Annotated in this window: 23 protein-coding genes and 1 tRNA gene; 10 read left to right on the top strand and 14 right to left on the bottom strand. The window is 70.9% G+C overall.

Annotated features, from left to right (window positions below; translation table 11 throughout):
* Positions 1-191: 191 nt before the first annotated feature.
* The 5 genes from hisG to J2S57_RS15910 all read right to left on the bottom strand — a co-directional run bounded on the left by hisG (position 192) and on the right by J2S57_RS15910 (position 5,118).
* Entirely contained in the window at positions 192-1,202 is a 1,011-nt protein-coding gene (hisG, locus tag J2S57_RS15930; protein ID WP_307243448.1) for an ATP phosphoribosyltransferase, read from the bottom strand.
* Positions 1,199-2,701 (bottom strand): histidine--tRNA ligase, encoded by a 1,503-nt coding sequence (gene hisS, locus J2S57_RS15925; RefSeq protein WP_307243445.1) that lies wholly within the window; start codon positions 2,699-2,701, stop codon positions 1,199-1,201. The genes hisG and hisS overlap by 4 nt, the downstream gene beginning before the upstream one ends.
* Positions 2,702-2,772: 71 nt before the next feature.
* A tRNA-His gene (locus tag J2S57_RS15920) sits at positions 2,773-2,843 on the bottom strand.
* A gap of 80 nt (positions 2,844-2,923) precedes the next feature.
* On the bottom strand, positions 2,924-3,646 hold the full coding sequence (locus J2S57_RS15915; protein WP_307243443.1) for a M15 family metallopeptidase: 723 nt from the start codon (positions 3,644-3,646) through the stop codon (positions 2,924-2,926).
* A 446-nt stretch (positions 3,647-4,092) separates the two neighbouring features.
* Positions 4,093-5,118, bottom strand: coding sequence for an LLM class flavin-dependent oxidoreductase (locus tag J2S57_RS15910; protein WP_307243440.1), 1,026 nt, complete (start codon positions 5,116-5,118; stop codon positions 4,093-4,095).
* A 160-nt stretch (positions 5,119-5,278) separates the two neighbouring features.
* Here J2S57_RS15910 and J2S57_RS15905 point away from each other — a divergent pair, with 160 nt between their 5' ends.
* Positions 5,279-6,079 (top strand): hypothetical protein, encoded by an 801-nt coding sequence (locus J2S57_RS15905; RefSeq protein WP_307243438.1) that lies wholly within the window; start codon positions 5,279-5,281, stop codon positions 6,077-6,079.
* Between the two features lie 107 nt (positions 6,080-6,186).
* On the opposite strand, the gene J2S57_RS15900 is transcribed toward J2S57_RS15905, so the two are convergent.
* Positions 6,187-7,662, bottom strand: coding sequence for an MFS transporter (locus J2S57_RS15900; protein WP_307243435.1), 1,476 nt, complete (start codon positions 7,660-7,662; stop codon positions 6,187-6,189).
* A 118-nt stretch (positions 7,663-7,780) separates the two neighbouring features.
* On the opposite strand from J2S57_RS15900, the gene J2S57_RS15895 reads away from it, so the two are divergent.
* Positions 7,781-8,494: an AIM24 family protein gene (locus J2S57_RS15895; protein ID WP_307243433.1), complete on the top strand. Its 714-nt coding sequence runs from the start codon at positions 7,781-7,783 to the stop codon at positions 8,492-8,494.
* Between the two features lie 52 nt (positions 8,495-8,546).
* Here the strand turns inward: J2S57_RS15895 and J2S57_RS15890 are convergent, their stop codons facing one another.
* Positions 8,547-9,188: an alpha/beta hydrolase gene (locus J2S57_RS15890; protein WP_307243432.1), complete on the bottom strand. Its 642-nt coding sequence runs from the start codon at positions 9,186-9,188 to the stop codon at positions 8,547-8,549.
* A 180-nt stretch (positions 9,189-9,368) separates the two neighbouring features.
* Here J2S57_RS15890 and J2S57_RS15885 point away from each other — a divergent pair, with 180 nt between their 5' ends.
* Entirely contained in the window at positions 9,369-10,016 is a 648-nt protein-coding gene (locus J2S57_RS15885; protein WP_307243429.1) for a hypothetical protein, read from the top strand.
* A 4-nt stretch (positions 10,017-10,020) separates the two neighbouring features.
* Here J2S57_RS15885 and J2S57_RS15880 read toward each other — a convergent pair whose 3' ends face one another.
* Positions 10,021-11,007: an acyl-CoA thioesterase gene (locus J2S57_RS15880; protein WP_307243426.1), complete on the bottom strand. Its 987-nt coding sequence runs from the start codon at positions 11,005-11,007 to the stop codon at positions 10,021-10,023.
* Here J2S57_RS15880 and J2S57_RS15875 point away from each other — a divergent pair.
* Both J2S57_RS15875 and J2S57_RS15870 read left to right on the top strand, forming a co-directional pair.
* On the top strand, positions 10,948-11,643 hold the full coding sequence (locus J2S57_RS15875; protein WP_307243423.1) for a nucleoside/nucleotide kinase family protein: 696 nt from the start codon (positions 10,948-10,950) through the stop codon (positions 11,641-11,643). The genes J2S57_RS15880 and J2S57_RS15875 overlap by 60 nt on opposite strands.
* A 73-nt stretch (positions 11,644-11,716) precedes the next feature.
* Positions 11,717-12,451, top strand: coding sequence for an SDR family oxidoreductase (locus J2S57_RS15870; protein WP_307243420.1), 735 nt, complete (start codon positions 11,717-11,719; stop codon positions 12,449-12,451).
* On the opposite strand, the gene J2S57_RS15865 is transcribed toward J2S57_RS15870, so the two are convergent.
* Positions 12,432-13,607: an aminotransferase class I/II-fold pyridoxal phosphate-dependent enzyme gene (locus J2S57_RS15865; protein WP_307243417.1), complete on the bottom strand. Its 1,176-nt coding sequence runs from the start codon at positions 13,605-13,607 to the stop codon at positions 12,432-12,434. The two genes, J2S57_RS15870 and J2S57_RS15865, sit on opposite strands and share 20 nt — an antisense overlap.
* Before the next feature lie 60 nt (positions 13,608-13,667).
* Here J2S57_RS15865 and J2S57_RS15860 point away from each other — a divergent pair, with 60 nt between their 5' ends.
* The 4 genes from J2S57_RS15860 (at position 13,668) to J2S57_RS15845 (ending at position 17,119) form a co-directional block, all read left to right on the top strand.
* On the top strand, positions 13,668-14,351 hold the full coding sequence (locus J2S57_RS15860) for an ABC transporter ATP-binding protein (protein WP_307243415.1): 684 nt from the start codon (positions 13,668-13,670) through the stop codon (positions 14,349-14,351).
* Positions 14,348-15,886 carry a DUF6297 family protein gene (locus tag J2S57_RS15855; protein WP_307243413.1) on the top strand — a complete coding sequence of 513 codons (1,539 nt, stop codon included), beginning with the start codon at positions 14,348-14,350 and terminating at the stop codon, positions 15,884-15,886. The genes J2S57_RS15860 and J2S57_RS15855 overlap by 4 nt, the downstream gene beginning before the upstream one ends.
* Entirely contained in the window at positions 15,883-16,557 is a 675-nt protein-coding gene (locus J2S57_RS15850) for an SMI1/KNR4 family protein (RefSeq protein ID WP_307243411.1), read from the top strand. Before J2S57_RS15855 ends, J2S57_RS15850 begins: the two co-directional genes overlap by 4 nt.
* Positions 16,558-16,624: 67 nt before the next feature.
* The gene (locus tag J2S57_RS15845) at positions 16,625-17,119 is read left to right on the top strand and encodes a (2Fe-2S) ferredoxin domain-containing protein (RefSeq protein ID WP_307243409.1); all 495 of its coding nucleotides are present in this window, start codon (positions 16,625-16,627) and stop codon (positions 17,117-17,119) included.
* 10 nt (positions 17,120-17,129) lie between these two features.
* Here the strand turns inward: J2S57_RS15845 and J2S57_RS15840 are convergent, their stop codons facing one another.
* The 5 genes from J2S57_RS15840 to gabT form a co-directional block, all read right to left on the bottom strand.
* Entirely contained in the window at positions 17,130-18,311 is a 1,182-nt protein-coding gene (locus J2S57_RS15840; protein WP_307251056.1) for a serine hydrolase domain-containing protein, read from the bottom strand.
* A 44-nt stretch (positions 18,312-18,355) separates the two neighbouring features.
* The gene (locus J2S57_RS15835) at positions 18,356-19,393 is read right to left on the bottom strand and encodes an IS481 family transposase (RefSeq protein ID WP_307241196.1); all 1,038 of its coding nucleotides are present in this window, start codon (positions 19,391-19,393) and stop codon (positions 18,356-18,358) included.
* A 170-nt stretch (positions 19,394-19,563) separates the two neighbouring features.
* The gene (locus tag J2S57_RS15830; protein ID WP_307243407.1) at positions 19,564-19,914 is read right to left on the bottom strand and encodes a hypothetical protein; all 351 of its coding nucleotides are present in this window, start codon (positions 19,912-19,914) and stop codon (positions 19,564-19,566) included.
* A 139-nt stretch (positions 19,915-20,053) separates the two neighbouring features.
* Positions 20,054-21,481, bottom strand: coding sequence for an NAD-dependent succinate-semialdehyde dehydrogenase (locus J2S57_RS15825; RefSeq protein WP_307243405.1), 1,428 nt, complete (start codon positions 21,479-21,481; stop codon positions 20,054-20,056).
* Position 21,482: 1 nt separating this feature from the next.
* Positions 21,483-22,793, bottom strand: a complete 1,311-nt coding sequence (gabT, locus tag J2S57_RS15820; RefSeq protein ID WP_307243403.1) for a 4-aminobutyrate--2-oxoglutarate transaminase — start codon at positions 22,791-22,793, stop codon at positions 21,483-21,485.
* 70 nt (positions 22,794-22,863) lie between these two features.
* Between gabT and J2S57_RS15815 the strand changes: the two genes are divergently transcribed.
* The gene (locus tag J2S57_RS15815) at positions 22,864-23,778 is read left to right on the top strand and encodes a LysR family transcriptional regulator (protein ID WP_307251053.1); all 915 of its coding nucleotides are present in this window, start codon (positions 22,864-22,866) and stop codon (positions 23,776-23,778) included.

Genomic DNA, 23,778 nt, shown 5'->3' with positions numbered 1-23,778 from the left:
GCACCCGCGTCCCCGCGCACCCAGCCACCCGCGTCCCCGAGCGCCCAGCCACCCGCGTCCCCGCGCCCCGGGCACCCAGCCACCCGCGTCCCCGCGCCCCGGGCACCCAGCCACCCGCGTCCCCGCGCCCCGGGCACCCAGCCACCCGCGCCCCGGGTGCCCAGACTCCGAGGCACTCCACCGCCTCGGAGTTACGCCATACCGGTCGGGGCCAGCGGCGCGAGCGGCAGGCTGGCGCTGGCGTTGCGGGCCTCGGCCGCGGCCTTCGACGTCGCGTCGGCCTCGTGGCTGTAGTAGATCGACATCGGCGAGACCCAGGCGTCCGTGGCCCCGGCCGCGATCACGGCGGGCAGGGCGTAGGGCACGGAGCCCCTCGGCAACGTGACGGTGGCGGTGAATCCCTGCCCGGCAACGGCTTCGGACGCCGAGACCACTCTGGCGTCGGGTCCGAGGATCGTCTCCAGGGGCAGGGGCTTCTCGGCCACCACGCGCAGCTCGACCACGTCGTTGGCACGCAGGGCACCGCGAATCAGGTGCGAGAGGGCGTCGAGCTTGGAGCGCTTCCACTCGTCGTCACGGTAGATGCGGCGGCTGACGAAGAACTGGTTGGTCGAGCTGAAGACCTCGGCCACCTCACGAAGGTGGTTGGCGCGCAGCGAGTTACCAGTCTCGACGCCCTCGATGATGGCGTCGGCGAAGTACTCCGCCTTGGCCTCGGTGGCACCCCACGAGAACTCGACGTGCGCATCCACACCCTGCCGGGCCAGCCACATCCGCGAGATGCGGGTGAGCTCGGTGGAGATGACGAACGGGTCGCCGGCCAGACGCCGGCGGTCACACTCGGCGCGCAGGTCTTCGACGGTCTTGATCGGCGAGGCGGCCGGCACCGCGAGCACCCAGCGGATCGGGCGCGAGGTCTGCCGGGAGAACGGCAGTTCGGCCTTCACCGCGATGTCCTGCAGCACGTCCTGCTCGACGATCCAGTCCCGGCCGGACAGCCCGGCGTCGAGCCGACCCGACTTCACGTAGATCGGGATCTCCTGCGGCTTGAGCAGCACCGGCACGATCTCCGGGTCGTTCGAGCTCAGCCACAGGGTGCGCGAGCCACCGGTGAACTGCAGGCCGACCCGCTCGAAGATGCCCAGCGTGCTCTGCTGCAGGCTGCCCTTCGGGATGCCCAGCGTGATCTGCTTGCGGCTCATCGGTTCTCCTCCGAAACGGTGCCCAGGATCTCCCGCACGGTGGCGAGCAGCTCGGCCCGGGGGACGGTCATCTGCCCGGCCGCCTTGGCCGCGCGGTACTCGCTGTTGTCGGCGATCGCGGCCCGCGACTCGGCGCCGGCGATCAGGTTCTTGACGGTCACCGTGCCGTCTTTCACCTCGTTGCCACCGATCATCACGGCGGCCTTGAAGCCCTGGTTGTTGGCGTAGGCCAGCTGCTTGCCGACCTTGCCCACCGACTCACCGACGTACAGCTCGGTGGCCACGCCGGCCTCCCGCAGCAGCGCCGACACCCGGGTCGCCTCGACCGGATCGACCTTGGGCATGACCAGCACCACCACGTCGGCCGTGGTCTTCGCCGTGCTGTAGGCGATGCCCAGGTTCGCCAGGCCGGTGACCAGCCGGTCGATGCCGATCGAGACACCGACGGCGGCGACCGGGTCGTCGCTGAAGCGGCTGACCAGACCGTCGTAACGGCCGCCGCCCCCGATCGAGCCGACCCCGGCCCCGACCAGCGTGGCCTCGTAGACCGTGCCGGTGTAGTAGGCCAGCCCCCGGGCCAGGCTCGGGTCGAGCTTGACCCCGGCCTCGCTGACCCCGAGCGCCTTGAGGTGGCCGAGGAACTCGCGGACCTCGGCGACGGCGGCCTGGGCCTGCTCGTCGTCGGGCAGCAGGGCGGCCAGCCGGTCGAGGGTCTCGGTGCGCGTGGCGCCCTGCACCCCGACGAACGCCAGCAGCCGGTCGATCAGGTCCTCGGCCAGCCCGACGCCGCGGATGCGGTCGCCGGAGACGTCGAAGCGGCCCTCCCCCAGCTCGGCGCGCAGCGCCTCGGGGGTGATCTTGTCGGCCTTGTCGAGCACCCGCAGCACGTGCCGGGCGACCTCGAACTCGCCGATGCCGACTCCGGCCAGGAAGGCGTCCACCAGCTTGCGGTTGTTCACCCGGACGACGTAACCGTCTCCGCGACCCAGGTCGAGCGCGTCGAACGCCGAGGTGAGCAGGGCCACGATCTCGGCGTCGGCGGCCACCGTGGAGCTGCCCGCGATGTCGGCGTCGAACTGGGTGAACTGGCGGAACCGGCCCTGCTCGGGCTGCGGGTCGTCGGCACGGAAGACCGGGCCGCAGTGATAGCGCCGGAAGGGGAGCTTGATCTGCTGCGGGGCGTACTGCGCGATGATCCGCGCGAACGGCACGGTGAGATCGAAGCGCATCCCGACCTCGACCGGGCCGGCCTCTTCTTCGCCCTCTGCCGCAACCGGTTTGACGTTCTCGCGGACGATGAAGATCTGCTTGTCGGCCTCCTCGCCACCGCTGCCGAGCAGCGTGGGCAGGGACTCCAGAACGGGGGTGTCGAGCGGGACGAACCCGAAGCTCTCGTAGACCTTGGTGATGCGGGCCACGACTTCGTTGCGGAGGAGCATCTCCTCGGGCAGCAGGTCGCGGAATCCACGCAGGTTCTGCGGGCGAACCAGGCCGGTCATGTGCTGGTCTTCTTCCTCGTGCGCTGGGGAGGACGCCCGGCGCGCAAGGAGATCGCAAAGCGATCTACTTGTACCGGGAGGGGGTATCGAACCCCCGCCTCCTGATCCACAATCAGGTGCTCTACCACTGAGCTATCCCGGCTCGCCAGATACATTAGCAGAGCTTGAGCCGGGGTCATAAACGGGAACCCGTAGGCGCTTTCGCGGGCCACCGCGACAGGCCTACAGAGCCAGGTCGGCGCTCGGGTCGACCTTCTGGGCGTCCGCGAACGCCAGCTGGTCGTAGAGGGCGCCGGGCTGCCGGTAGTAGCGCGCCCATTCCTTGTCACCGTAGGAGAAGTGCCACCACTCGCCGTCGAAGGGCGCGAAGTCGGCCGCCATCATCGCCCGGCGCAGCAGCTGTCGGGACTCCCAGGCCTCCCGGGACACGAAGGGCGAGAAGGTGAAGGAGTCGCGGTTGGCCTCCATCACCGGAGTGCCCATGTCCACCGGCTGCTCGTCGCGCAGCAGCGTCACGGCCACCGCCCCACCCGTCGGGTAACCCGCCACCGACGGCACGGCGACGTTGCGGTGAGCCGCCTCGACCAGCTCGTCGCCCGCCGGATACTGCGCGCGCAGAGCGTCTTTCGCCTCCTCGAAGAGGCGCGTCTGCACCTCCAGCGCCCGGAAGCCGTAGACCACCTGCAGCGTGAGCGAACGGTCGAGCGCCTTGAGGGCCTGCCCGGCGCGGTAGAGCATGTCGACCACCGGACGGCGCACGTAGACGACTCCGCCCGTGAGCTCGCTCATCTCGGGGTCGAGGTGCTCGACCCGCAGCACGCCCTGTTGCGGAACCGGTTCGAAGAGAACGACTTCGTCCACCTCGATCACCGGAACGTCGGCGTAGTCGGCGTACTTCAGCATCTTCTCTTCGAGGAGCTGGTAAACGTCTTCCCGGGTACCCACGAGAGAACCTTTCGAAAGGGCTTCTGCGATCGGACGATGGCCGGATCCGTTGCCCCGCGGGCACTTTGCCGGCAGGGGCGATAACGGAACGGCGACCCGGCCCAGGTCGGTGCCGGGCGGGTCAGGGGGAGCCGATCGGTGCGGAGCTCACCCGTTCAGGTCTGTGAGGACCTGGATTCAGCGGGAGCCAGCACCCACCGGCGGCATATGGACGCCGTGACGGGCATGACCATGATGCGCATGAACCAGGTGGGTGGGCACGGCGACGGCAGCCGACACGACGGTCAGCGCGCTAGCCGAGAAGATGCCCATGATGGGCGGCAAGTTAGCAAGGTGGGCGGGGCGGTTGCAAATGGGGGACGCGCCGGTCGCCTCCGGTCGGGGACCTCCCCGAGGCGAGGTGGTCGCCTCAGGCGACCGACGCGTCCCCCGTTGGACGGTTGCCCCTAACGCCCCAGCTCGGCCTGCACCAGCGGCGCGACCTGCGTGCCCAGCAGCTCGATGGAGCGCAGCACCTGCTCGTGCGGCAGCGTGCCCACGCTGATGTGCAGCATGAAGCGGTCGAGACCGAGCTGACGGTGCACGTCGACGATCTTCTCGGCCACCTGTTCGGGCGAGCCGAGCACCAGCGAGCCGCCCCGGCCGTGCAGGTTGTTGAACTGGTTGCGGGTCATGGCACCCCAGCCCCGCTCACGGCCGAGAACGGTCATGGCCTGGGCGTACGAGGGGTAGTACTCCTCCACGGCCTGCTCGGCCGTCGGCGCGACGTACCCGTGCAGGTGAGCGGCGAGCGGGACCTCGGCCGGCTCGTGGCCCGACTCCTTCAGCGCGTGCCGGTAGAGCTTCGCCAGCGGCTGGAACTGCGCGGGCTGACCACCGATGATCGCGAGCGCGACCGGCAGCCCGTCCTGTGCCGCGCGCACGATCGACTGCGGGGTGCCGCCGACGGCGATCCAGACCGGCAGAGGACGTTCCGGGCGCGGGAACACGCCCTGCTCGTGCAGCGCCGGGCGGAACCGGCCCTGCCAGGTGACCTTCTCCTCACGGGTGAGCTCGAGGAGCAGGTCGAGCTTCTCGGCGAAGAGGTCGTCGTAGTCCTCGAGGTCGTAGCCGAACAGCGGGAACGACTCGATGAACGAGCCGCGACCGGCCATCAGCTCGGCGCGGCCCTGCGAGAGGAGGTCGAGGGTGGTGAACTCCTGCCACACCCGCACCGGGTCGGCGCTGCTCAGAACCGTGACGGCGCTGGTCAGGCGGATCTTTTGGGTGCGGCCGGCCGCGGCGGCGAGGACGATCGCGGGGGCGCTGGCGGCGAAGTCGGCGCGGTGGTGCTCGCCGATGCCGTAGACGTCGAGGCCGACCTGCTCGGCGAGCTCGATCTCCTCGAGCACCTGGCGCAGCCGGACGCCGTGCGGGGTCGGCACACCGTTCACCGGGTAGCTGTCCGCGAAGGTGGTGACGCCGAGTTCCATCTGTGAATTCCTCGCCTGATTGAAAGCGCAACTTTGCTTGGCCCCGAGGGTACCGGGGTCGTGCTCAGGGACGCCTGGTTTGGGTGAGGCTCGCCTGCTCAGGGACGAGAGGGGCAAGTTTGTCGGTGGCTACCAATAGTCTCTGACGTGTGATCGAACGATGAGCAAAGCAGACGCCCTGAGGGCCATGCGCGAGGCCCGGTTCGCGAGGTACGAGGCGCAGAAGAAGGCCGAGGCGAAGGCTTCCAAGGCGCCGGCGCGGCCGGCGGCGGCGAAGTCGGCTGCCGGTGCGGCGGTCGAGGCCGGGGCTGATGCGGCTGGGGCCGGGGTGGCTGAGGCTGGGGTGGCCAAGCCGGCCAAGAAGGCGGCGGCGAAGAAGGCGGCCGGGCGAGGTCGGGGCAAGAAGGCTGCGGAGGCGGTTGCGGCCGAGGCCCCGGTCACCGAGGTTGCCGACGCCGGGGCTGCCGGGGTTGCCGGCGCCGGAGCTGGTGGGGTTGCCGGCGCCGGAGCTGCCGGGGCGGCCGAGGTCGCTGGAGGTTCGGCGGCCGACGCTGGTGCGCCCGCTGCTGCCTCTTCCGACTCTTCCGACGGGCCTGCGGATGTCGCGGTGTCCACCCCGGCGGTCGGGGGCTCCGCGAATGAGGGCTCCGCGAATGGGGCCTCCGAGGTCGAGGGCTCCGCGGTCGAGGGCTCGGCGGTCGAAGAGGCCGTTGTGGTCGAGAAGGCCGAGAACGCCGAGACCACCGGAAAGGCCGGGGCCGCTGAGTCTGTCGCCGCGGCTGGCCCAGAAGAGCCGAAGGTCGCCGAGGTGGTCCAGCTGCGTCCGGTGGTCACCGAGGCCGAGGCTGTCGACGACACCGAGGAAGACCCCGCGGAAGAGGCGTGCGGTCACCGCAGCATGAACGGGCGCATCTGCACCCGGCCGAAGGGGCATCCCCAGAAGAGCCACCGCTACAACTGAGCAGAACGGCAGACGCGGCCCGAGGAGTGACTCGAGAACCGCATCCGCCGTCCGGCGGTCGAGGGTGAGAGTGCCCGGGTGATGCACCCGGGCCGCCACTCGTCAGGTCACTGGTTGCTCGCGGCCTTCGCGGAGAGCGGGGCGGCGATGTCCTCGAGGTTGCGGTTCTCGGCGTCCACCCCGATGAACCACTCCAGCACCCCGGCCGCGAACATCAGCCCGGCGCCCAGGTAGTAGCCGCCGGCCACGGCCCCGAAGCGCTCGGTCTCGACGAGCTTGCCGAACAGCAGCGGCCCGATGATGCCGCCCAGCCCGGTGCCCACCGCGTAGAAGAACGCGATGGCCATGGCCCGGGTCTCCATCGGGAAGATCTCGCTCACCGTCAGGTAGGCCGCACTCGCCCCGGCCGAGGCGAAGAAGAACACCACGCTCCAGGCGATGGTCAGCGTGGTCGCGCCGAACACCTCGTTCTGGAACAGCACACCGGTCAACACCAGGAAGAACGAGCTCAGCACGTAGCTCAGGGTGATCATGACCCGGCGGCCGACGGTGTCGAACAGCGGGCCGAGCAGGATCGGGCCGAGGAAGTTCCCCAGCGCCAGCGGGATGATGTAGAGCCCCGCCGTGCCCGAGCCGATGTCGAAGAACGTGGTCAGCACCAGGCCCTGGGTGAAGAACACGGCGTTGTAGAGAAACGCCTGGCCGACGAAAAGGCCCAGCCCGAGCGCGGATCGCTGCGGGTAGTCCCGGAGCATCGTGCGGATGATCTCGAAAACCCGGACCGGGCCGCGCTCGTGGATGTCGATCGCGCGGGAGTCGGGCACCGGCTCCAGGTGAAGCTTGTCCTGGTGCTCGACGATGTGCTCGATCTCGCCGACGACCTTCTCAGCTTCCTCGTGCTCGCCGTGAATCGTCATCCAGCGCGGGCTCTCGGGCACGTTCCGCCGCACCAGAAGGATCACCAGGCCGAGCACCGCACCGAGACCGAACGCCAGCCGCCAGCCCACGTCGGCCGGGAAGATGTCGGTGTCGAGCAGCACCAGGGTGAGCGCCGCGCCGACGGCCGCACCCAGCCAGTACGAGCCGTTGACCATCAGGTCGATCCGGCCGCGCAGCCGGGCGGGCATCAGCTCGTCGATCGCCGAGTTGATGGCCGCGTACTCACCGCCGATACCCGCACCGGTGAAGAACCGGCAGGCGAAGAAGAACCAGACGTTCATCGAGAACGCGGTGAGCACCGTGGCCACCAGGTACAGGCCGAGGGTGACCATGAACAGCTTTCGCCGTCCGTACTTCTCGGTGAGCTGCCCGAAGAACAGCGCCCCCAGGCAGGCACCGGCCACGTAGATCGCGGCGGCCTGGCCGATCTGCCCGGCGCTGAGCTCGAGCCCGCTGCCGGCCTCGGTCAGCCGGTCGCCGAGCGCACCGACGATGGTGACCTCGAGGCCGTCGAGGATCCAGACCGTGCCCAGGCCGATGAGGACGGTGATGTGCCAGCTCGACCAGGGCAACCGGTCGAGGCGGGCGGGAAGATTACTGCGCAGGACACGTCCGTTCCCCTGCTCGTGCGGCGTCGTCGTCACGAGATGACCTTGAACCCGCCCGAGACGGTTCGCACGTCGAACCGATCGGCGGGCGCGCCCAAAGTTCCCGGGCGTTGATCACATGCCCACAGCGCGTCCGCCGCCCTACGCTGGCCGTATGCAGAGCAGTCTGTTCCACGAGTCGAATCTCGAGATCAACGGTCAGAACCGGTTCGCGCTCCAGAACTCGCAGATGCTGCGGGTCGCGCTCGGGCCTGACGTGCTCTCGGCCAAGGGGGCGATGGTCGCCTACCAGGGCCAGATCACCTTCAACCACGAGGGCTCCGGCAGCGTCGGCAAGTTCCTCAAGAAGGTCCTCACCAACGAAGACCTCCCGCTCATGCGCGTCAGCGGCCAGGGCGAGGTGTTCTTCGCCAACGAGGCCGGGTACATCCACCTGGTCGAGCTCACCGGTGACGCCCTCAGCGTCAACGGCCAGAACCTGATCGCCTTCGACGCGGCCCTGGAGTGGGACATCAAGCGCGTGCAGGGCGCGGGCATGATGGCCGGGGGCCTGTTCAACACCGTCATCTCCGGGCAGGGCACGGCCGCGATCGTCTCGGTCGGCCAGCCGGTGGTGCTCGACTGCTCGCAGCAGCCCACCTTCGTCGACGTTCAGGCCGCGGTCGCCTGGTCGGCGAACCTGGTGCCGAACATCGTCTCCAGCATGAACATGCGCTCGATGCTGCGCGGCGGCACCGGCGAGGCGTTCCAGTACGCCTTCCACGGGCCGGGTTTCGTGATCGTGCAGCCGAGCGAGTGGAGCGCCGCGGCGCAGCAGGCCCAGTCCGCCGGGGGCGGGGGCGGCGGTCTCGGGGGCCTGTTCAGCTGACCGATGAGGGACGCGTCGGGGCACCTTCTCCGGAGAAGGTGGCCCCGACCGCTCATCCCTCGGCCGAAAGGCGCTCCGTCAGCCACTTCCGCAGCTCCTCCAGCACCGGCACCGAGATGCCGTGCCCACCCGGGGCCCGCAGCGCCCGGACCACCGCCCCCGAGCCGTCCGTCAGGTACGACCAGGTGCGGTCGAGCAACTCACGCGGGATCACCGCGTCCTCCAGGCCCTGCCCGACGAAAACCGGCAGTCCGGCGAGATGATCGGCCTCGACCGGCACGCCCGCGTCGAAGGGCAGCGTGCCGTAGAGGATCGCCGCACCGGCGAAACGCCCCGGCCGGTCGAGGATCAGGCCACCGGCGAAGGCCGCGCCCCCGGAGAACCCGACCAGGAACACCGGCCGCTCCCCCGCGTACGCCTCGAGCCAGGTCGTGAACCAGTCCATGGTCTCCCGCAGCGACTCCGGGCGCGGACGGCCGATGCCCCGGTTCGCGAACCAGGCGAAGCCCCCGCCCTCGGCGATCGGCGCCCGCACCGCCACGTACTCCGCACCCTGCGGCAGATGCCCGGCGAGTCCGATGATGTCGGCCTCGTTCGAGCCGCGCCCGTGCAGCAGCACCACCAGCGGACCGGCCTGCGGCGTCCCCTCGGCCCGGACGACGACGGGTTCCGGGAAAGCTGAGTTGTTGAACATTCAAATATGATACTCCGGCGCAGGGACAGCAGAACGCGCATCCGGAATCCGCCCACAACACCCGCTCAGGCGAATACGCCGTACGGGTGAACGGGCCTCAGACCATGACCCCATGCCCTCGGCGGCCGCTCCTGGGACATTCTCAATCTTCCGGACGCGCCGGAGCCGAGGGGGCAGAGCATGAGCACCGCACGACCCGCCGACGACCACCTCCCGCGCCTGCGGGTCCGGGCCGTCACCCGCACCGATCCCGGCGGCCTGAGCCTGTTCTTCCACCGCGTCCAGGTGACCTGGGACCTCTCGGTGCTCGGCAGCGCCCGCACCGAGAACCGGAGCCTGCACCAGCTGTCCGACGCCCGGCCGCCCCGCATCTGGCGCCTGTCGATGGCGTCCCCGCTGGACATCGTCATCGGCCCGCACGGTGGTGAGGCCGGGGCCACGCTGCTGACCCTGTCGTGGTTCCGCTACCTGGTGACCCGGCCCGAGCAGGCCCGGCGGGTGCTGCAGCACTTCCGCGACCACGGCGTCCCGGCCAAGACTCACCCGGAGCACGCCGAGAACACCGGCCCCGCAAAGAAACTCGTGCTCACCCGGACCGAACAGCAGCTGCTGCAGGACGTCGACGTGCGGGCCTTCGACGACCAGCTCGCCCAGGTCACGTTCACCAGCGCCGACAGCACCCGCTGGCCCCTGCCCGACGGCGAGCCCTGGCTCGACCACCTGGAACGCGGCGGCACGGTGGCGGACGCCGGGGTGGCCCCACCCGGGCTCGACGCCTTCCTGTCCGATCCGCCGCCCCACCCGCCGCTCGACGAGAATCGCTTCTGAAGAGCTACTCCCGTACCACCCGGCGCGGTCTTCCCGATCGTGCGGGATCTTTCCGGAACAGCGACTCCTGGGTCAGGCCGGCCACCAGCCGCCCGTCGCGCGCGAAGATCCGGCCGGAGTACATGCCCCGGCCCGCGGCGATCGACTGGCCGGTGAGATCCATGAGCACCCAGTCGTTCAGGTCGACGGGCCGGTGGAACCAGACGGCGTGGTCGAGGCTCGTGAGCAGGGTGTCCGGACCGGGCGCCGTGAGAGTGGAGAGTCCGGTGAGGATGTCGGACAGGTAGGTGAGCACGCAGGCGTGCAGGTGCGGTTCGTCGTGCGGGAGGAGCAACTGGGGACGGGCCCACACCCGCGACGGCCGCGCGTCCTCGAGCCGCCCCGCCCCCGCGACCGGAGGCTCCCACCAGGGCTCGCGACTGACCTGGCTGGTGGCCTCGAAGAAGTCCACGCCGATCGTGCCCGACCGCAGCCGCGGCGTGTCCGGACCGGGCAGCGGCTCGGCGGGCATGGCCCCGGCCTGCAGATCGGGGCCGTCCTCGGGAACGTGAAAGGAGGCCGCCAGGTTGAAGATGACCTTCCCACCCTGCCGCGCGACCACGCGCCGGGCCGAGTAGGAGCGACCGTCACGGTCGCGGTGCACCTCGAACACCACGGGACGCTCCGGGTCACCGGGGCGCAGGAAGTAGCCGTGCATCGAGTGCACCACCCGGTCCGGCTCGACCGTGTGCCCGGCGGCCCGCAGGGTCTGGGCCGCCACCTGCCCTCCGAACAGCCCGAACGGGTCGGGGTTCAGCGTGCTCGTGCGGTAGAGATCGGTGTCGATCTCCTCGAGGGTGAGCAGATCGAGCAGCGACGGACCCGGGCTGCTCTCGGCGACGCCGGTGATGACGACCTCCTGACGACGAAAAACGGCGTAGGTTGCCCCGGCATGGAGCCCCCGAAGATCACTTCGCCCCGGCCGCTCGTGATCGGCCGGATCGCCGATCATCTCACCGTCCAGCGACCCGGTCACCCGTTACGGGTCGGCATCGACGGAATCACCGCATCCGGCAAGACCACGTTCGCGGCCGAGCTGGTGCGGGCCGTGCGAGATCGGGGCCGGCCCGTCGTCGAGGTCTCGTTCGACGACTACCACCATCCCCGCGAGCGCCGGCACCGTCAGGGCCGGGAGTCGGCCGACGGCTACTACGAAGACGCGTACGACACCGAGGCGGTTCGGCGGGAGGTGCTCGACCGGCTGGTGACGGAAGGGGTCTACCGGCCGCGGCTGCGTGACCTCGCGACCGACCGGCCGGTGCCCGAGGAGCTCGTGAGGGTGGCGCCTCAGACCGTGGTGATCGCGGCGGGGAGCTTTCTGCAGCGGCCGGAGCTGGCCTCCGGGTGGGATGTGATCGTCTATCTGGATGCGTCTTTCGAGGCCGCCCGGGCGCGCGGAGTGGCCCGTGACACCGAGCTGCTCGGCGGGCCGGAGCGGGCCGCACGGCTGTTCGACGAGCGCTACCACGCGGCCTGCCGCCGGTACCTGGCCGAGGTGGACCCGCGGGCCCACGCCGACGTGGTGGTGGGTCACGACGATCCGACGCATCCCCGCCTGCTGCGAATCGCTGATACGCCCTTTGAGTAGCAGCGCTTGCACATACTGATTACCGGCGATACGGTCATGCCGTAGCAATGAATCGTCGGTCATTGGAGGAGCCATGAGCCAGCAGCGGGTAGCAGTCGTCACCGGGGCCTCCCGGGGCATCGGCCGGCAGATCGCCCTCACCCTCGCGTCGCGGGGTTCGGCCGTGGTGGTCGGTTACGCGGGGCGTGAGGACGCGGCGGCCCAGGTCGTGCGCGAGGTCACCGAGGCGGGTGGCCGGGCGGTGGCGGTGCAGGCCGACATCGCCGACGAGAAGGCGGTCGCGGCGCTGTTCGACGCCGCGGAGGCCGAGTTCGGCGGGGTGGACGTGGTGGTGAACTCGGCCGGGCGGATGGTGCTGGGCCCGATCGCCGAGTTCGACCTCGACGACCTGGACTCCATGCACCGCACCAACATTCGCGGCACGTTCGTGGTGCTGCGCGAGGCCGTGCGCCGGGTGCGTGACGGCGGGGCGGTGGTCACGCTGTCGACGTCGATCCTCGGGCTGCAGTTCCCGGCCTACGCGGCCTACGCGGCGAGCAAGGGCGCGGTCGAGGCGATGACCCTGATCGCGGCCCGCGAGGTGCGGGGCCGGGACATCACCGTGAACACCGTGGCGCCCGGCCCGACCGCGACCGAGCTCTTCCTCGAGGGCAAGGACGAGGCGACCGTCGAGCGCCTGGCCAAGACCCCGCCCCTGGAGCGCCTGGGCACGCCGCAGGACATCGCCGGGGCCGTGGCGTTCCTGGCCGGTCCGGACGGGCGCTGGGTCAACGGTCAGGTGCTGCGGGTCAACGGCGGGATCGTGTGAACTCGGCCAGCCGGGAAAGGCCCTCCCGCAGCTCGGTGACCGACGCCGCGTACGACAGACGCACGTAGCGCTCGGCCCCGATCCGGCCGAAATCCCTTCCGGGGGTGAGGGCCACGTGCTTCTCGGCCAGCACCTGCTCACAGAACTCCCAGGCGCTCAGGCCGGTGCCACTCACGTCGAAGTACACGTAGAACGCGCCGTCGGGCGGCACCGGCACGGGCAGCCCGGCGGCCTCCAGCCCGTCCAGCACCACCGCACGGCGCCGCTCGAACTCCTGCCGCCGGCTCTCGGCCACCTCCAGCGACGCGGGCGTGAAGCACTCCAGGGCGGCGTACTGGGCCGGGGTCGACGGGCAGATGTAGTAGTTCTGGGCCAGCCGCTCCATCACCGGCACGAACTCCTCCGGCACCACGCACCAGCCCAGCCGCCAGCCGGTCATGCCGAAGAACTTCGAGAAGCTGTTGACCACGAACGCGTCCGGGTCGATCGACAGCACGCTCGCCGGGGCCCGGCCGGCCGCGTCGCGGGGGCCGAGGTTCAGGTAGATCTCGTCGACGATGCGCCAGGCGTCACGGGCGGCGGCGAACTCGCAGATGGCCTTCAGCTCGCCGGCCTCGACCGAGGTGCCGGTCGGGTTGGAGGGCGTGGCGATCATGATGCCGCGGGTGCCCTCGGACCAGTTCGTCTCCACGGCGGCCCGGTCGAGCTGGAACCGCGTGCCGGCCGTCGTGGGCACGAGAACCACGTCGGCGCCGAAGCTCTCGGCGAACTGACGGTTGCACGGGTACGAGGGATCGCTGATCAGCACCCGGTCGCCCGCGTCGACCAGCGCCGCGCTCAGCAGCAACAGCGCGGCCGAGGCCCCGGCCGTCACCACGATGCGCCGCGGGTCCACCTCGACGTCGTGCTCCTGGCGGTAGAAACCGGCGATCGCCTCACGCAGTTCGAGCAGGCCGGTGGCCCCGGTGTAGGGCAGCGGACGACCGTCGGCCACCTTGCCCAGCGCGGCCAGCACCGCCGGCGGCGCCCCGAAGTCCGGCTCCCCGAGGTTCAGCTTGACCACGTGATGCCCCCGCGCCTCGAGCTCCGCGGCCTGCTTGCCGAACTCCATGGCGTAGAAGGGCTGAACGGCCTGTGCGCGCTGGGATGGTCTCACCGCCTCAGGATAGAGATCTAGGCTGGCCCGGGCCGGAGATCGTCAATGAGGGAGGCCCGGATGCCCGGGACGCTGCTGAGTCTGAAAGACCTGGAAGTCGGGTACGGGCTGCCGGTCTGCCCACCGATCACGCTGGACCTGGCGCCGGGTGACGTGGTGGCCGTCGTCGGGTCGAACGGCTCGGGCAAGTCCACGCTGCTGCGCACGGTGGTCGGGCTGCTGCAGCCGCTGGGCGGGCGGATGGAGATGCTCGGCGCCGACCTGGACGAGCGCAGCCGGGCCTTCCGCGAGGCGGTGGCCTCCGAGCTCGGCGACGAGGCGTTCTTCCCCAGCCTGACCGTGCGCGAGCACCTGCTGCTCACCTGCTACGGCCACGGCGTCGACGACCCCGACGGTGTGACCGACTACCAGCTCGACGTTTTCGGGCTCACCGAGCGGTCCGACGCCCTGCCCGGCGCGCTCAGCTCGGGTCAGCGCCGGCGTCTGCTGCTGGCGGCCACCTTCGCCCGGCCGCGCTCGCTGATGATCCTCGACGAGCCCGAGCAGCGTCTCGACGCCGCGATCCGCGACGACCTGGCGGGCTGGCTGGTGGAGGAACGCTCCGAGGGCGGCGGTGTGCTGATGGCCACGCACGACCCCCAGCTCGTCACCACGGCGGCCACGCAGGTGGTGGTCATCTCCGACACCGAGGTGCGCGTGGTCGAGCCGGAGCGTGGCGCCGAGATCATCCGGCACGAGCTGTGAGCCCAGCCCTGCCCTCGGGCCGCGAGGTGCGGCGCGCGACCCGGGACGCCAGCAACTTCCGGTCCGGGGCCGGAGTCACCGATCTGCTCGGCGACATCTACGTCGGGCTGTTCGCCGTCGTGATGGCGTCCACCCTGATCTTCTCGCTGACCTCCCGCCTCGCGCCCGACGAGGGGCCGTTGCGCCAGAGTGCGCACGGTGGGCCGGGACTGGACGTCGGCTGGATCGCGGTGCTGCCCGCGATCGCCGCCGTCGCCGCCTTCGTCGGCCTGGTCACCCGGCTCGGGCCGCTGTCGCTGTCGGGCGCCGAGAGCGTCTGGTGGCTGGCACTGCCCGTCGACCGGCGCTCGCTGCTGGGCCCCTCGGCCTACCGGTGGCCCGCGATCGGGCTGGTGGTGGGGGCGGTCTGCGGTGCCGCGATCGGCTTCGCGATGCCGGCCGGAGCGGTCACGACGATCGGCACCGCAGCCCTTTTCGCGGCACTCACGGTGACGCTCGTGATCACGGCCGGATTGCTGCAGAGCCGGCCGGGGGCGCACCGGGCCCTGCGGATCGGGGCCGACTCGGTGGCCGCGGCGGTCCCCCTGGTGGGCATCACCCTGGCCGTGCTGCGCACCGCACCGCCGACCCCGAACCGGCTCAGCATCCCGGTCGCGGTGCTGCTCGCCATCGCCGCGGTGGTGCTCGCCCGTCGTTGGGACCGTCGCCTGGACCAGGTGCGCGGTGTGAGCCTGCGGCACAGCGGTGCGGTGACCGACGAGGCCCTGTTCGCGGTGCTCTCGCTCGACACCCGCGCGCTCGGGCGGGCTCTCGCGGTTCGCACCGAACCACCCCGGCGAGCCCGTTCGTCCTCCCTGACCTGGCTCCGACGCGTCCCCGAGCCCGTGCGGCCGGCCGCCGCCCTGGCGACCACCGACGCCCTGCTGTTCGCCCGCACCCCGCGGCAGATCGCCCAGGTGCTGGTGGCGCTGGGACTGCCCGTGCTCGGCCTGCTGGTGCCCGACCCGGGGCCGGCCAGCACGATCGTCCTGCTGCTGCTCGGGGCCTACGTGGCCTCGCTGGCCACGGCCGAGGGACCGCGCCGGGCGCAGATGAACCCCGCTCTCGACGCCGCGCTGCCGATCGGGCAGCGCTGGGTGCGGCTCACCCGGATGGTGCTGCCGATCGTGGTGATGGAGTTCTGGTTCCTCGCCGTGACCGCGCTGCTGGGCTGGCGTTTCGGGGATCCGGGCTGGTGGCTGCTGCTCGGGGCGCTGACCGCGCCGGCCTGGGCCGCGGCGGCCGTGCGCGGTGCCTACCGGCCGGAGCCGACGTTCGGTGGGCCGCTGGTGGCCTCGCCGATGGGGGCGCTGCCACCGGGGCTGGCGTCGTCGGCGATGAAGGGGCCCGACCTGGCGGTCATCGGTAGCGTGTCGATCGTGGTGGCGCTGATCCTGGGGGCCACGCATCCGCTCCTGGTCGGGTTGCAGGTGGTACTCAGCCTGATCGCCGTGCTCGTCGCTCTGTACCAGCCCGCCCCGAAGGAGTCCGTGTGAGCAACATCCTCCCTCCCCGCGCCGAGCTGCAGGACGCCTGGGCGGCCCTGCTCGACGCCCTCGCCCGCAACGGTTACGCGGTGGACGAACTGGTGCGGCCGGGCGCGCCGGTCACCGAGATCGAGGCGGCCGAGGCCTTGGTCGGACGGGCTCTGCCGGCCGATCTGGCCGGGCTGCACCAGCTCGCCGACGGCCAGGCCGACTGGTACGACCTGACCCACGGCGCGCACGCGGAAACCGTTCGTGAGCGGGGGCGCTGGGTGTGTGCGCTGTTCGGTGACGGGTGGAGCTTCGACCCGGTGGCCAAGGTCGCCGACGGGTGGACGGGGTGGAAAGAGGTGCGCGACGGCTACACCGCCGCGGAACTCGCCGAGAACTTCGACCGTGCGGTCGAGGTTCGGGAGTCCGACCCGGTGAAGGGCCTCTACACCTCGCCCGACTGGATCGGTTTCGCCACCGACGGCGGGGGCAACCAGCTCGCCGTCGATCTCGTGCCGGAACCGGGCGGAGTCGCAGGTCAGGTGATCGTGATCGGGTCGGACGAAGACCTGCGGCGGGTGGTGGCGCCGGGGATCGTCGAGTTGCTGCGGTTGTGCGTGGAGCGGCTGGACGCGTCGCACCCGGCGGCGTCGATGACCGACGGGGTGCGGCTGTACGACCTGGGTGCCTGAGGACGCGCCGGGCTGGTTTCGGTTCTCTAGTTGAGAATGGTTTTCATTCGGCTTACAGTTCTGAGGCATGAGCAGGCGACGAAAGCCTCGACGGCCCGGCGATCATCTGACCACCGGGCCGCTACCGCACCGGGAGCACCTGAGGGGTGACGAGGACCCCAGCGAAGATGCCCGCACGTACGGCGGTGACGTCGCCGGCCCGGTGATCGCGGCCTGCACCGGCGAGCGGTGTGCGGCCCTGTGCCGTCTGAACGGCGGCGAGCCCCTCAGCCCGGCACTGCGCGAGGCCACGCGACGTACGACCGGCGCGATCCTCATCTCCACCGGCTGTCTCGGCCGTTGCGAGCTCGGGGCGGTGGTGCTGGTGGCGTGGCGGTTCCGCTCCCCCGCGCCGATCGCCCTGGCCGGGATGCACGATCCGGCCCGCCTCGAGGCCCTGACCGAGTGGCTTCCCGGACACGGACCGCGCCGGGCCCTGTTCGAGCGGCGCCTGCCCGCCGGCGCCCTGGCCGACGCGGCCGCGGAAGCAGCTCAGCCGCAACTGCTTCCGCCCCTGCCCTGAGGGCCCTCCTCTACTCCCAGACGGCCGTGGCCGCCGACCAGAACGCCTGCATCACCGGGTTGGGCACGGGTGAGGTCATCGCGCGCTGGGTGAGCAGGATCCCGGCGCCGCGCCGCGCCGGGTCGCAGGCCCAGGCCGTGCCGAGCCCTCCGCTCCAGCCGTACGAGCCCACGGACTCGCCGTCACCCGCGACCGTGCGCACCGCCATCCCGAATCCCCAGCCGTGGGTGTCGAAGAAGCCGGGAACCCAGAAGGTACGAGCCTTCTGGGCCGGGGTGAGCTGGTCGCGGGTCATCTCGGCGAACAGCTCCCCGGACAGCAGCCGCCTCCCCTCGAACACCCCTCCACCGAGCATGAGACGACTGAAGGCCAGGCAGTCGTCGAGCGTGGAGACCAGCCCGCCCGCCCCGGACTCGAACGGCGGCGGCGCCGTGAACTGACCCCCCCGGGCCAGGTCGAACACCTGCCAGGTCTCGTCGAAGGTGTAACTGACGGCCAGCCGGTCGACGGACTCGGGCGGCACCCAGAAACCGGTGTCGCGCATACCGATCGGCTCGAACAGGTACGCGCGCATCACCTCCCCGAGCGACGCCCCCGCCGCCCGGGACACCAGCACGCCCAGCACGTCACTGGCCGTGTTGTACATCCACTCCGCGCCGGGCTGGTGCAGCAGGGGCAAGGTGCCGAGCCGGGCCAGGAACTCGTCGGCCGGAACGGTCTTCGCCGGCCGCGGCGGGCCCGGCGCCCCGATCGCCGCCTCGATCTCGGCCTGCACCGGATACTGCCCCGGGGCCGCCATCACCACTCCGAGCCCGGCCGTGAAGGCCAGCAGATCGCGCACGGTGACGGCTCTTTCGGCCGCGACGGTGTCACCCACCGGGCCGTCGAGCCGCCGCAGCACCCGAGGCCGCGCCAGCTCGGGCAGCAGACGGCCGACCGGTTCGTCGAGCCCGAAGACCCCGGCGTCGACCAGCCGCAACGCCACGAGGGCCAGCATCGGCTTGGTCATGGAGGCGATGCGGAAGATCGTGTCGCGCCGCATCACCTCCTCGCCCTCTCGGCCGAGATGCCCCGCGCAGAAGACGTCTACCTCGTCGCCACGCACCACCCCCGCCACCAGCCCGGGCGTCTCACCCGCAGCGACCTGCGCGGCCATGTCTGCATGCAGCTTCTCGACGACCCCGGAAGACATCGGCACGATCATTCACCTCTCGGCCCGGCGACAGCGTTCACCCCCTAGGTGTTGCAGCTCATGACGTTGGTGACGCCGGCTCGTAGCCGCGCGGCTGGGGGCTGGTTCCCGGCAGCGGTGTGGTCTCGATGGTAGTTGTAGTGGGTGATCCAGGTCGCGATGGCTTGTGCGCGTTGGGTTTCTGAGGTCCAGACCCGGGCGTAGAGGAGTTCTTCGGCGAGGATCCGCTGGTAGCGCTCGACCTTGCCGTTGTGCTGCGGGGTGAATGGGCGGGTGCGCTGGTGAACGCTCACGCCCAGGTTGCTCAGGGCGCGTAGGAACGCTGCGGATCGGTAGGCCGATCCGTTGTCGGTGACGACCCGGGTGATCCGTTTGATGCCGTGGGCTGCGAAGTAGGCGCGGGCTCGGGTCATGAAAGCAATCGCGGTGACGGCTTTCTCGTCGGGCAGGTGCTCGGTGTAGGCCAGCCGGGAGAACCCGTCCACGGCCGAGTGCAGGAACACGTAGCCGGTCCTGACCGCGGCGTTGGCGGACTTGGCGTGTGTGCGTGCGGCGGCCCGGCGGTTGGCGCGGTGCTGGGCCGAGGTCCGGCCGTGAACGCGCCAGCCACCACCGTCGGGGATGCGGCCGACCTTCTTCACATCGACGTGGATCATGTGGCCTGGATAGCGCGCGATGATCTTCTGCGCGGGCTTGCGGTTGGAGGAGCCAGTCGGGTCGAGGTCACGACGGCGGCTGATGCCCAGACGGGCCAGCCACCGCCCGACCGTGCTCACGCTGATCGCCACGCCCTGGCCGTTCAGCTCCGCGGCGATCGTTCGGGCCGACCACTTTTTCTCCCGCCGGAGCTCCTCGATCTGCTCGACGACCTGCGGCGATGTCCTAGCTGGAGAGGCTTTCGGAGCGCTCGAGGCGTCCTGTAACCCGGCCTCCCCGAGCTGCCGGTAACGGCTCACCCACTTCGAGAGGCATTGCCGGCTAATGCCAGCCTCGGCGGCGACGTGGGCGATAGGGCGGTGCAGGCAGCGTTCGATCAGACGCAGGCGTCCGGCCGGGGTCAGCGGGGCATTACGGTGGTGCACGGCGGGTCTCCTGGGCTTGCAGCGGACGTGTCTTGTGGTGATTCACATCCTCTGCCAGGAGACCCGTTCCCCGTTCCCCGTTCAGCGGCCTACGGCCCTGCCGTCACTAACCTCATGCACCACAACACCTAGGACGCACCCACCGTCCCGAACTCATCGCGGCCCTCGGGTCAGGCCGACCGAGGCCGGCTCTCTTTCCAGGCCAGGAACCGCGCGATCACCGCCCGGTACCCACCCCCGAACGCGAACTCGTCGAGCAACCGCGCCGCCGCGTCACCCCGCACCACATCGGCCGCCGGTATCCAGGCCGAGTACAACCGCACCCCACGCCGCGCCGCCCATGTGATGAGCACCGACTCACCCGCCCAGGCCTGCACCGCCGCCGGCACCACAGCCAGCACCTCTTCGTCGTCACCCCGCAGCAGGGCCAGCACCGGAACCGCCTCCGGCGGCGCGTGCACCCGGCCGGAGGAACCGCTCGGACGACTCTGACGAACAGCTCGGGACTGCAACGGCTCCATAGCACCACCCCCGCGTCGCGCGCGCCGGACACGCCGATTCTATCGAACATTTGTTCGAACAACCAGAGAGGCGATGGCGTTCGGTTGTCAGCCGGGGCAAGGCCAGACACCGCCGCGCCCGGCGGGGTGTCGGCAGGAGCTACCAGGCGACGCTGAAGTACTGCGTCTCGGTGTACTCCTCGAGGCCCACCCGGGCTCCTTCGCGGCCGATACCGCTCTGCTTGACGCCGCCGAACGGCGCCGACGGGTCGGAGACCAGGCCGCGGTTCACACCGATCATGCCGGCCTCGACGCGCTCGGCCAGTTTCAGGCCGGCTCCCAGGTCGCCGGCGAAAAGATAGGCGGCGAGGCCGTACTCGGTGGAGTTCACCTGGTCGAGCATGTCCTCGGTGTCGGTCCAGGTGACGATCGGCGCGACCGGGGCGAACGATTCCTCGCGCACCACCTCCGACTCCGAGGTGACGCCGGTCAGCACGATCGGGGTGAAGAAGTGGCCGGGCGCGGTGGCCGGCTGCGACTGGAAGGCGATGCGGGCGCCGGTCACCAGGGCACCTTCCACGACACGCTGCACATTCGCCAGGGCCTTGGCCGAGATGAGGGGACCGATGTCCGAACCCTCCGACGCCGGGCCGACCTTCAGGGCCTCGACCCGGGCGCCCAGCTTGGCGGTGAACTCCGCGGCGACGTCGGCGTGCACGTAGAACCGGTTCGCGGCGGTGCAGGCCTGGCCGCCGTTGCGGAACTTGGCGATCATCGCGCCGTCCACCGCCGCGTCCACGTCCGCATCGGCCGTGACGATGAAGGGCGCGTTGCCGCCGAGCTCCATCGACGTGTTCATGACCCGGTTCGCGGCCTGGCGCAGCAGCTGGCGCCCGACGTCGGTGGAGCCGGTGAACGAGATCTTGCGGACGCGGGGGTCGTCGGTCCAGGCGGCCACGATGGCGGGCGCGTCCTCACCCGGCACCACGTTCACCACGCCGTCGGGCACCCCGGCCTCGGCCATCAGCCGGGCCACGGCCAGAGCGGTCAGCGGGGTCTCGGCCGCCGGCTTGAGGACGACGGTGCAGCCCGCCGCCAGAGCGGGGGCGATCTTTCGGGTCGCCATGGCGGCCGGGAAGTTCCAGGGAGTGACCAGGGCCGCGACGCCGACCGGGTGGTGGGTCACGATCGTGCGCGTGCCCCCGGCCGGCGACGAGCCGAAGTCACCGTGCGGACGCACGGCCTCCTCGGCGAACCACCGGAAGAACTCGGCCGCGTAGACCACCTCGCCCCGCGCGTCCGTCAGTGACTTGCCGTTCTCCAGCGCGATCAGCTGGGCGAGTTCCTCGGCATCGCGCAGCATCAGCTCACGCGTCTTCATCAGCAGGTCGGCCCGGGCCCGCGGCGCGGTGGCGGCCCAGCCCCGGAACGCCGCGTGGGCCGCGTCGACGGCGGCGATCGCGTCGTCCACCCCCGCGTCGGAGACCTGCGCGACCACCTCGAGGGTGGCCGGGTTCACCACGTCGAAGAGCCCCCGGCTACCCGCCTGCCACCGGCCGCCGATGAGAACGCTCTCCTCGTAACCCATGTCAGTTCTCCTTCAGGGCGGCGGCGATAATGTCCAGGCCTTCGGACAGCAGCTCGTCCGAGATGCTCAGCGGCGGCAGGAAACGGATGACGTTGCCCCAGGTTCCGCAGGTCAGCGTGATCACACCGCGGCTGTGGGCATACCCCGCAACGGCTTTGGCCAGCGCGGCGTCGGGCTCGCCGGTGGCCGGGTCCACGAACTCGGCCGCCAGCATGGCGCCACGGCCGCGGATGTCGCCGATGCGCGCGTCGTCCAGTGCGCGGAGCCAGCCCAGCACCAGGGTCTCGATCTCGCGGGCACGCTCGAGAAGCCCGTCCTCCTCGATGGTCTCGATCACGGCCAGGGCCGCGGCGCAGGCGAGCGGGTTACCCCCGTAGGTGCCGCCGAGACCGCCGGTGTGCACCGCGTCCATGATCTCCGCGCGACCGGTGACCGCCGCGAGCGGAAGCCCACCCGCGATGCCCTTCGCCGACACGACCAGGTCGGGCACGACGTCCTCGTGCTCGACCGCGAACATGGTTCCGGTGCGCCCGAAACCGGACTGCACCTCGTCCGCCACGAAGACCACACCGTTCTTGGAGCACCAGTCGGCCAGAGCGGCCAGGAAACCGGGCGCGGGCACGATGAAACCGCCCTCACCCTGGATCGGCTCGATCACCAGCGCGGCGAGATTGCCCGCCCCGACCTGGGTCTCGATCTGCGAGACGGCCCGCGCCGCCGCCGCCGCACCCGAGAGCCCGTCCCGCGAGGGATACGACATCGGCGCCCGGTAGACCTCGCCCGCGAACGGCCCGAACCCGTGCTTGTACGGCGCGACCTTGGCGGTCATCGCCATCGTCAGGTTCGTGCGGCCGTGGTAGGCGTGATCGAAGACCACCACCGCGTCCTTGCCGGTGTACGAGCGCGCGATCTTGACCGCGTTCTCCACCGCCTCGGACCCGGAGTTGAAGAGTGCGGAACGCTTTTCGAAGTCGCCGGGGGTCAGCCGGGCCAGCGCCTCGGCGACCGCCACGTACGACTCGTACGGCGTGATCATGAAGCAGGTGTGCGTGAACTCGGCGACCTGCGCCCGCACCGCCTCGACCACCCGCGGCGCACTGCTGCCGACCGTGGTGACGGCGATGCCCGATCCGAGGTCGATGAACCGGTTGCCGTCGACGTCCTCGACGATGCCACCGGCCGCGCGGGCAGCGAACACCGGCATGGTCGTGCCGACGCCGGGACTGACGAAGGCCTGCTTGCGCCGCATCAGGGCGGCCGACTTCGGGCCGGGCAGCTCGGTGGCCAGGTGGCGGGTCTGTTCGAGGGACATGCGAGCAGCGTGCGGCCTGACGTTCATGTTGTCCAAGACCTGTTCAGCACTATCTTCATGTCCCGTGAGCATGAACCTGAGGTTGCTGCGGTACTTCACCGAGACGGTCGACGCGGGCTCGGCCACGAAGGCCGCCACGCAGCTCCACGTCACCCAGCCCGTGCTCTCCCGGCAGCTGCGCCAGCTGGAGCAGGACCTCGGCCTGGCCCTGTTCGAGCGTCAGGGCCACCGGCTGCGGCTGACCCAGGCCGGTGAACAGTTCCTCCCCCTCGCCCGCAACCTGCTGCGCCAGGCCGACGAGGTGCGCCGGGCCGCCTCGTCCATCGCCTCCGGGCACCTCGACCAGTTGCACCTCGCCGTACCCACCACCACGCTGAACGACGTGCTCGCGCCGTTCCTGGCCACTCTGCATCCACACGACCCGGTGCCGATCGTGCGGCAGCTCGACCCGCGCGGTGCCGACGCCGCCCTGCACTCGGGCGCCGATCTCGCCATCGTGCCGCGTCCTCCCGCACGTCACCTGGCCTCCCGCCCCCTGGCCGTGCTCCCGATCTGGGCCCAGGTCCGCCCTGACGATCAAAGGGCACCAGGGGGGACGATCGGGCTGGCGGATCTGGTCGAGCGGCCTCTGTTGCTGCTCACCGAGGACTTCCGGCCCCGGCAGCTGCTCGACGAGGCCGTGCACGCGGCCGGACTCAGCTACCGGGAGACGATCGACTGCACGAACGCCCGGGTGGCCCAGGCCCTCGCCGCAGCCGGCCGAGGTGTGGCCGTGGTGTCCGACGACCCGCGCTTCGATCTCGTCCCCCTGGCGCTTCCCGGCCTGCGCCTGCACCTCTACGCCGCCTGGGACCCCCGTCACCACGCCGCCACCACCCTGGCGGAGCTGGCCGACCGGCTCGCGGGCTTCTGCGTGGAGCGGTACGGCCCCGGCGTGATCCCGCAGCCTACGGAAACCGTGGTGACCACGACGTCCGCCCATTGA

The organism is Kineosporia succinea, assembly GCF_030811555.1.
Taxonomy (GTDB): Bacteria; Actinomycetota; Actinomycetes; order Actinomycetales; family Kineosporiaceae; genus Kineosporia; species Kineosporia succinea.
This window is presented reverse-complemented; position numbering and strand designations above follow the sequence as displayed.

Bases quoted from the DNA above. Each gene is read 5' to 3' on its own strand.
- J2S57_RS15905 (WP_307243438.1), top strand. From the start codon at position 5,279: ATGAGCAAAGCAGACGCCCTGAGGGCCATGCGCGAGGCCCGGTTCGCG.
- J2S57_RS15825 (WP_307243405.1), bottom strand. From the start codon at position 21,481: ATGGGTTACGAGGAGAGCGTTCTCATCGGCGGCCGGTGGCAGGCGGGT.
- hisS (WP_307243445.1), bottom strand. From the start codon at position 2,701: ATGACCGGCCTGGTTCGCCCGCAGAACCTGCGTGGATTCCGCGACCTG.
- J2S57_RS15815 (WP_307251053.1), top strand. From the start codon at position 22,864: ATGAACCTGAGGTTGCTGCGGTACTTCACCGAGACGGTCGACGCGGGC.
- J2S57_RS15890 (WP_307243432.1), bottom strand. From the start codon at position 9,188: ATGTTCAACAACTCAGCTTTCCCGGAACCCGTCGTCGTCCGGGCCGAG.
- J2S57_RS15870 (WP_307243420.1), top strand. From the start codon at position 11,717: ATGAGCCAGCAGCGGGTAGCAGTCGTCACCGGGGCCTCCCGGGGCATC.
- J2S57_RS15860 (WP_307243415.1), top strand. From the start codon at position 13,668: ATGCCCGGGACGCTGCTGAGTCTGAAAGACCTGGAAGTCGGGTACGGG.
- J2S57_RS15910 (WP_307243440.1), bottom strand. From the start codon at position 5,118: ATGGAACTCGGCGTCACCACCTTCGCGGACAGCTACCCGGTGAACGGT.
- J2S57_RS15885 (WP_307243429.1), top strand. From the start codon at position 9,369: ATGAGCACCGCACGACCCGCCGACGACCACCTCCCGCGCCTGCGGGTC.
- hisG (WP_307243448.1), bottom strand. From the start codon at position 1,202: ATGAGCCGCAAGCAGATCACGCTGGGCATCCCGAAGGGCAGCCTGCAG.
- J2S57_RS15845 (WP_307243409.1), top strand. From the start codon at position 16,625: ATGAGCAGGCGACGAAAGCCTCGACGGCCCGGCGATCATCTGACCACC.
- J2S57_RS15840 (WP_307251056.1), bottom strand. From the start codon at position 18,311: ATGTCTTCCGGGGTCGTCGAGAAGCTGCATGCAGACATGGCCGCGCAG.
- J2S57_RS15875 (WP_307243423.1), top strand. From the start codon at position 10,948: ATGGAGCCCCCGAAGATCACTTCGCCCCGGCCGCTCGTGATCGGCCGG.
- J2S57_RS15895 (WP_307243433.1), top strand. From the start codon at position 7,781: ATGCAGAGCAGTCTGTTCCACGAGTCGAATCTCGAGATCAACGGTCAG.
- J2S57_RS15880 (WP_307243426.1), bottom strand. From the start codon at position 11,007: ATGATCGGCGATCCGGCCGATCACGAGCGGCCGGGGCGAAGTGATCTT.
- gabT (WP_307243403.1), bottom strand. From the start codon at position 22,793: ATGTCCCTCGAACAGACCCGCCACCTGGCCACCGAGCTGCCCGGCCCG.
- J2S57_RS15830 (WP_307243407.1), bottom strand. From the start codon at position 19,914: ATGGAGCCGTTGCAGTCCCGAGCTGTTCGTCAGAGTCGTCCGAGCGGT.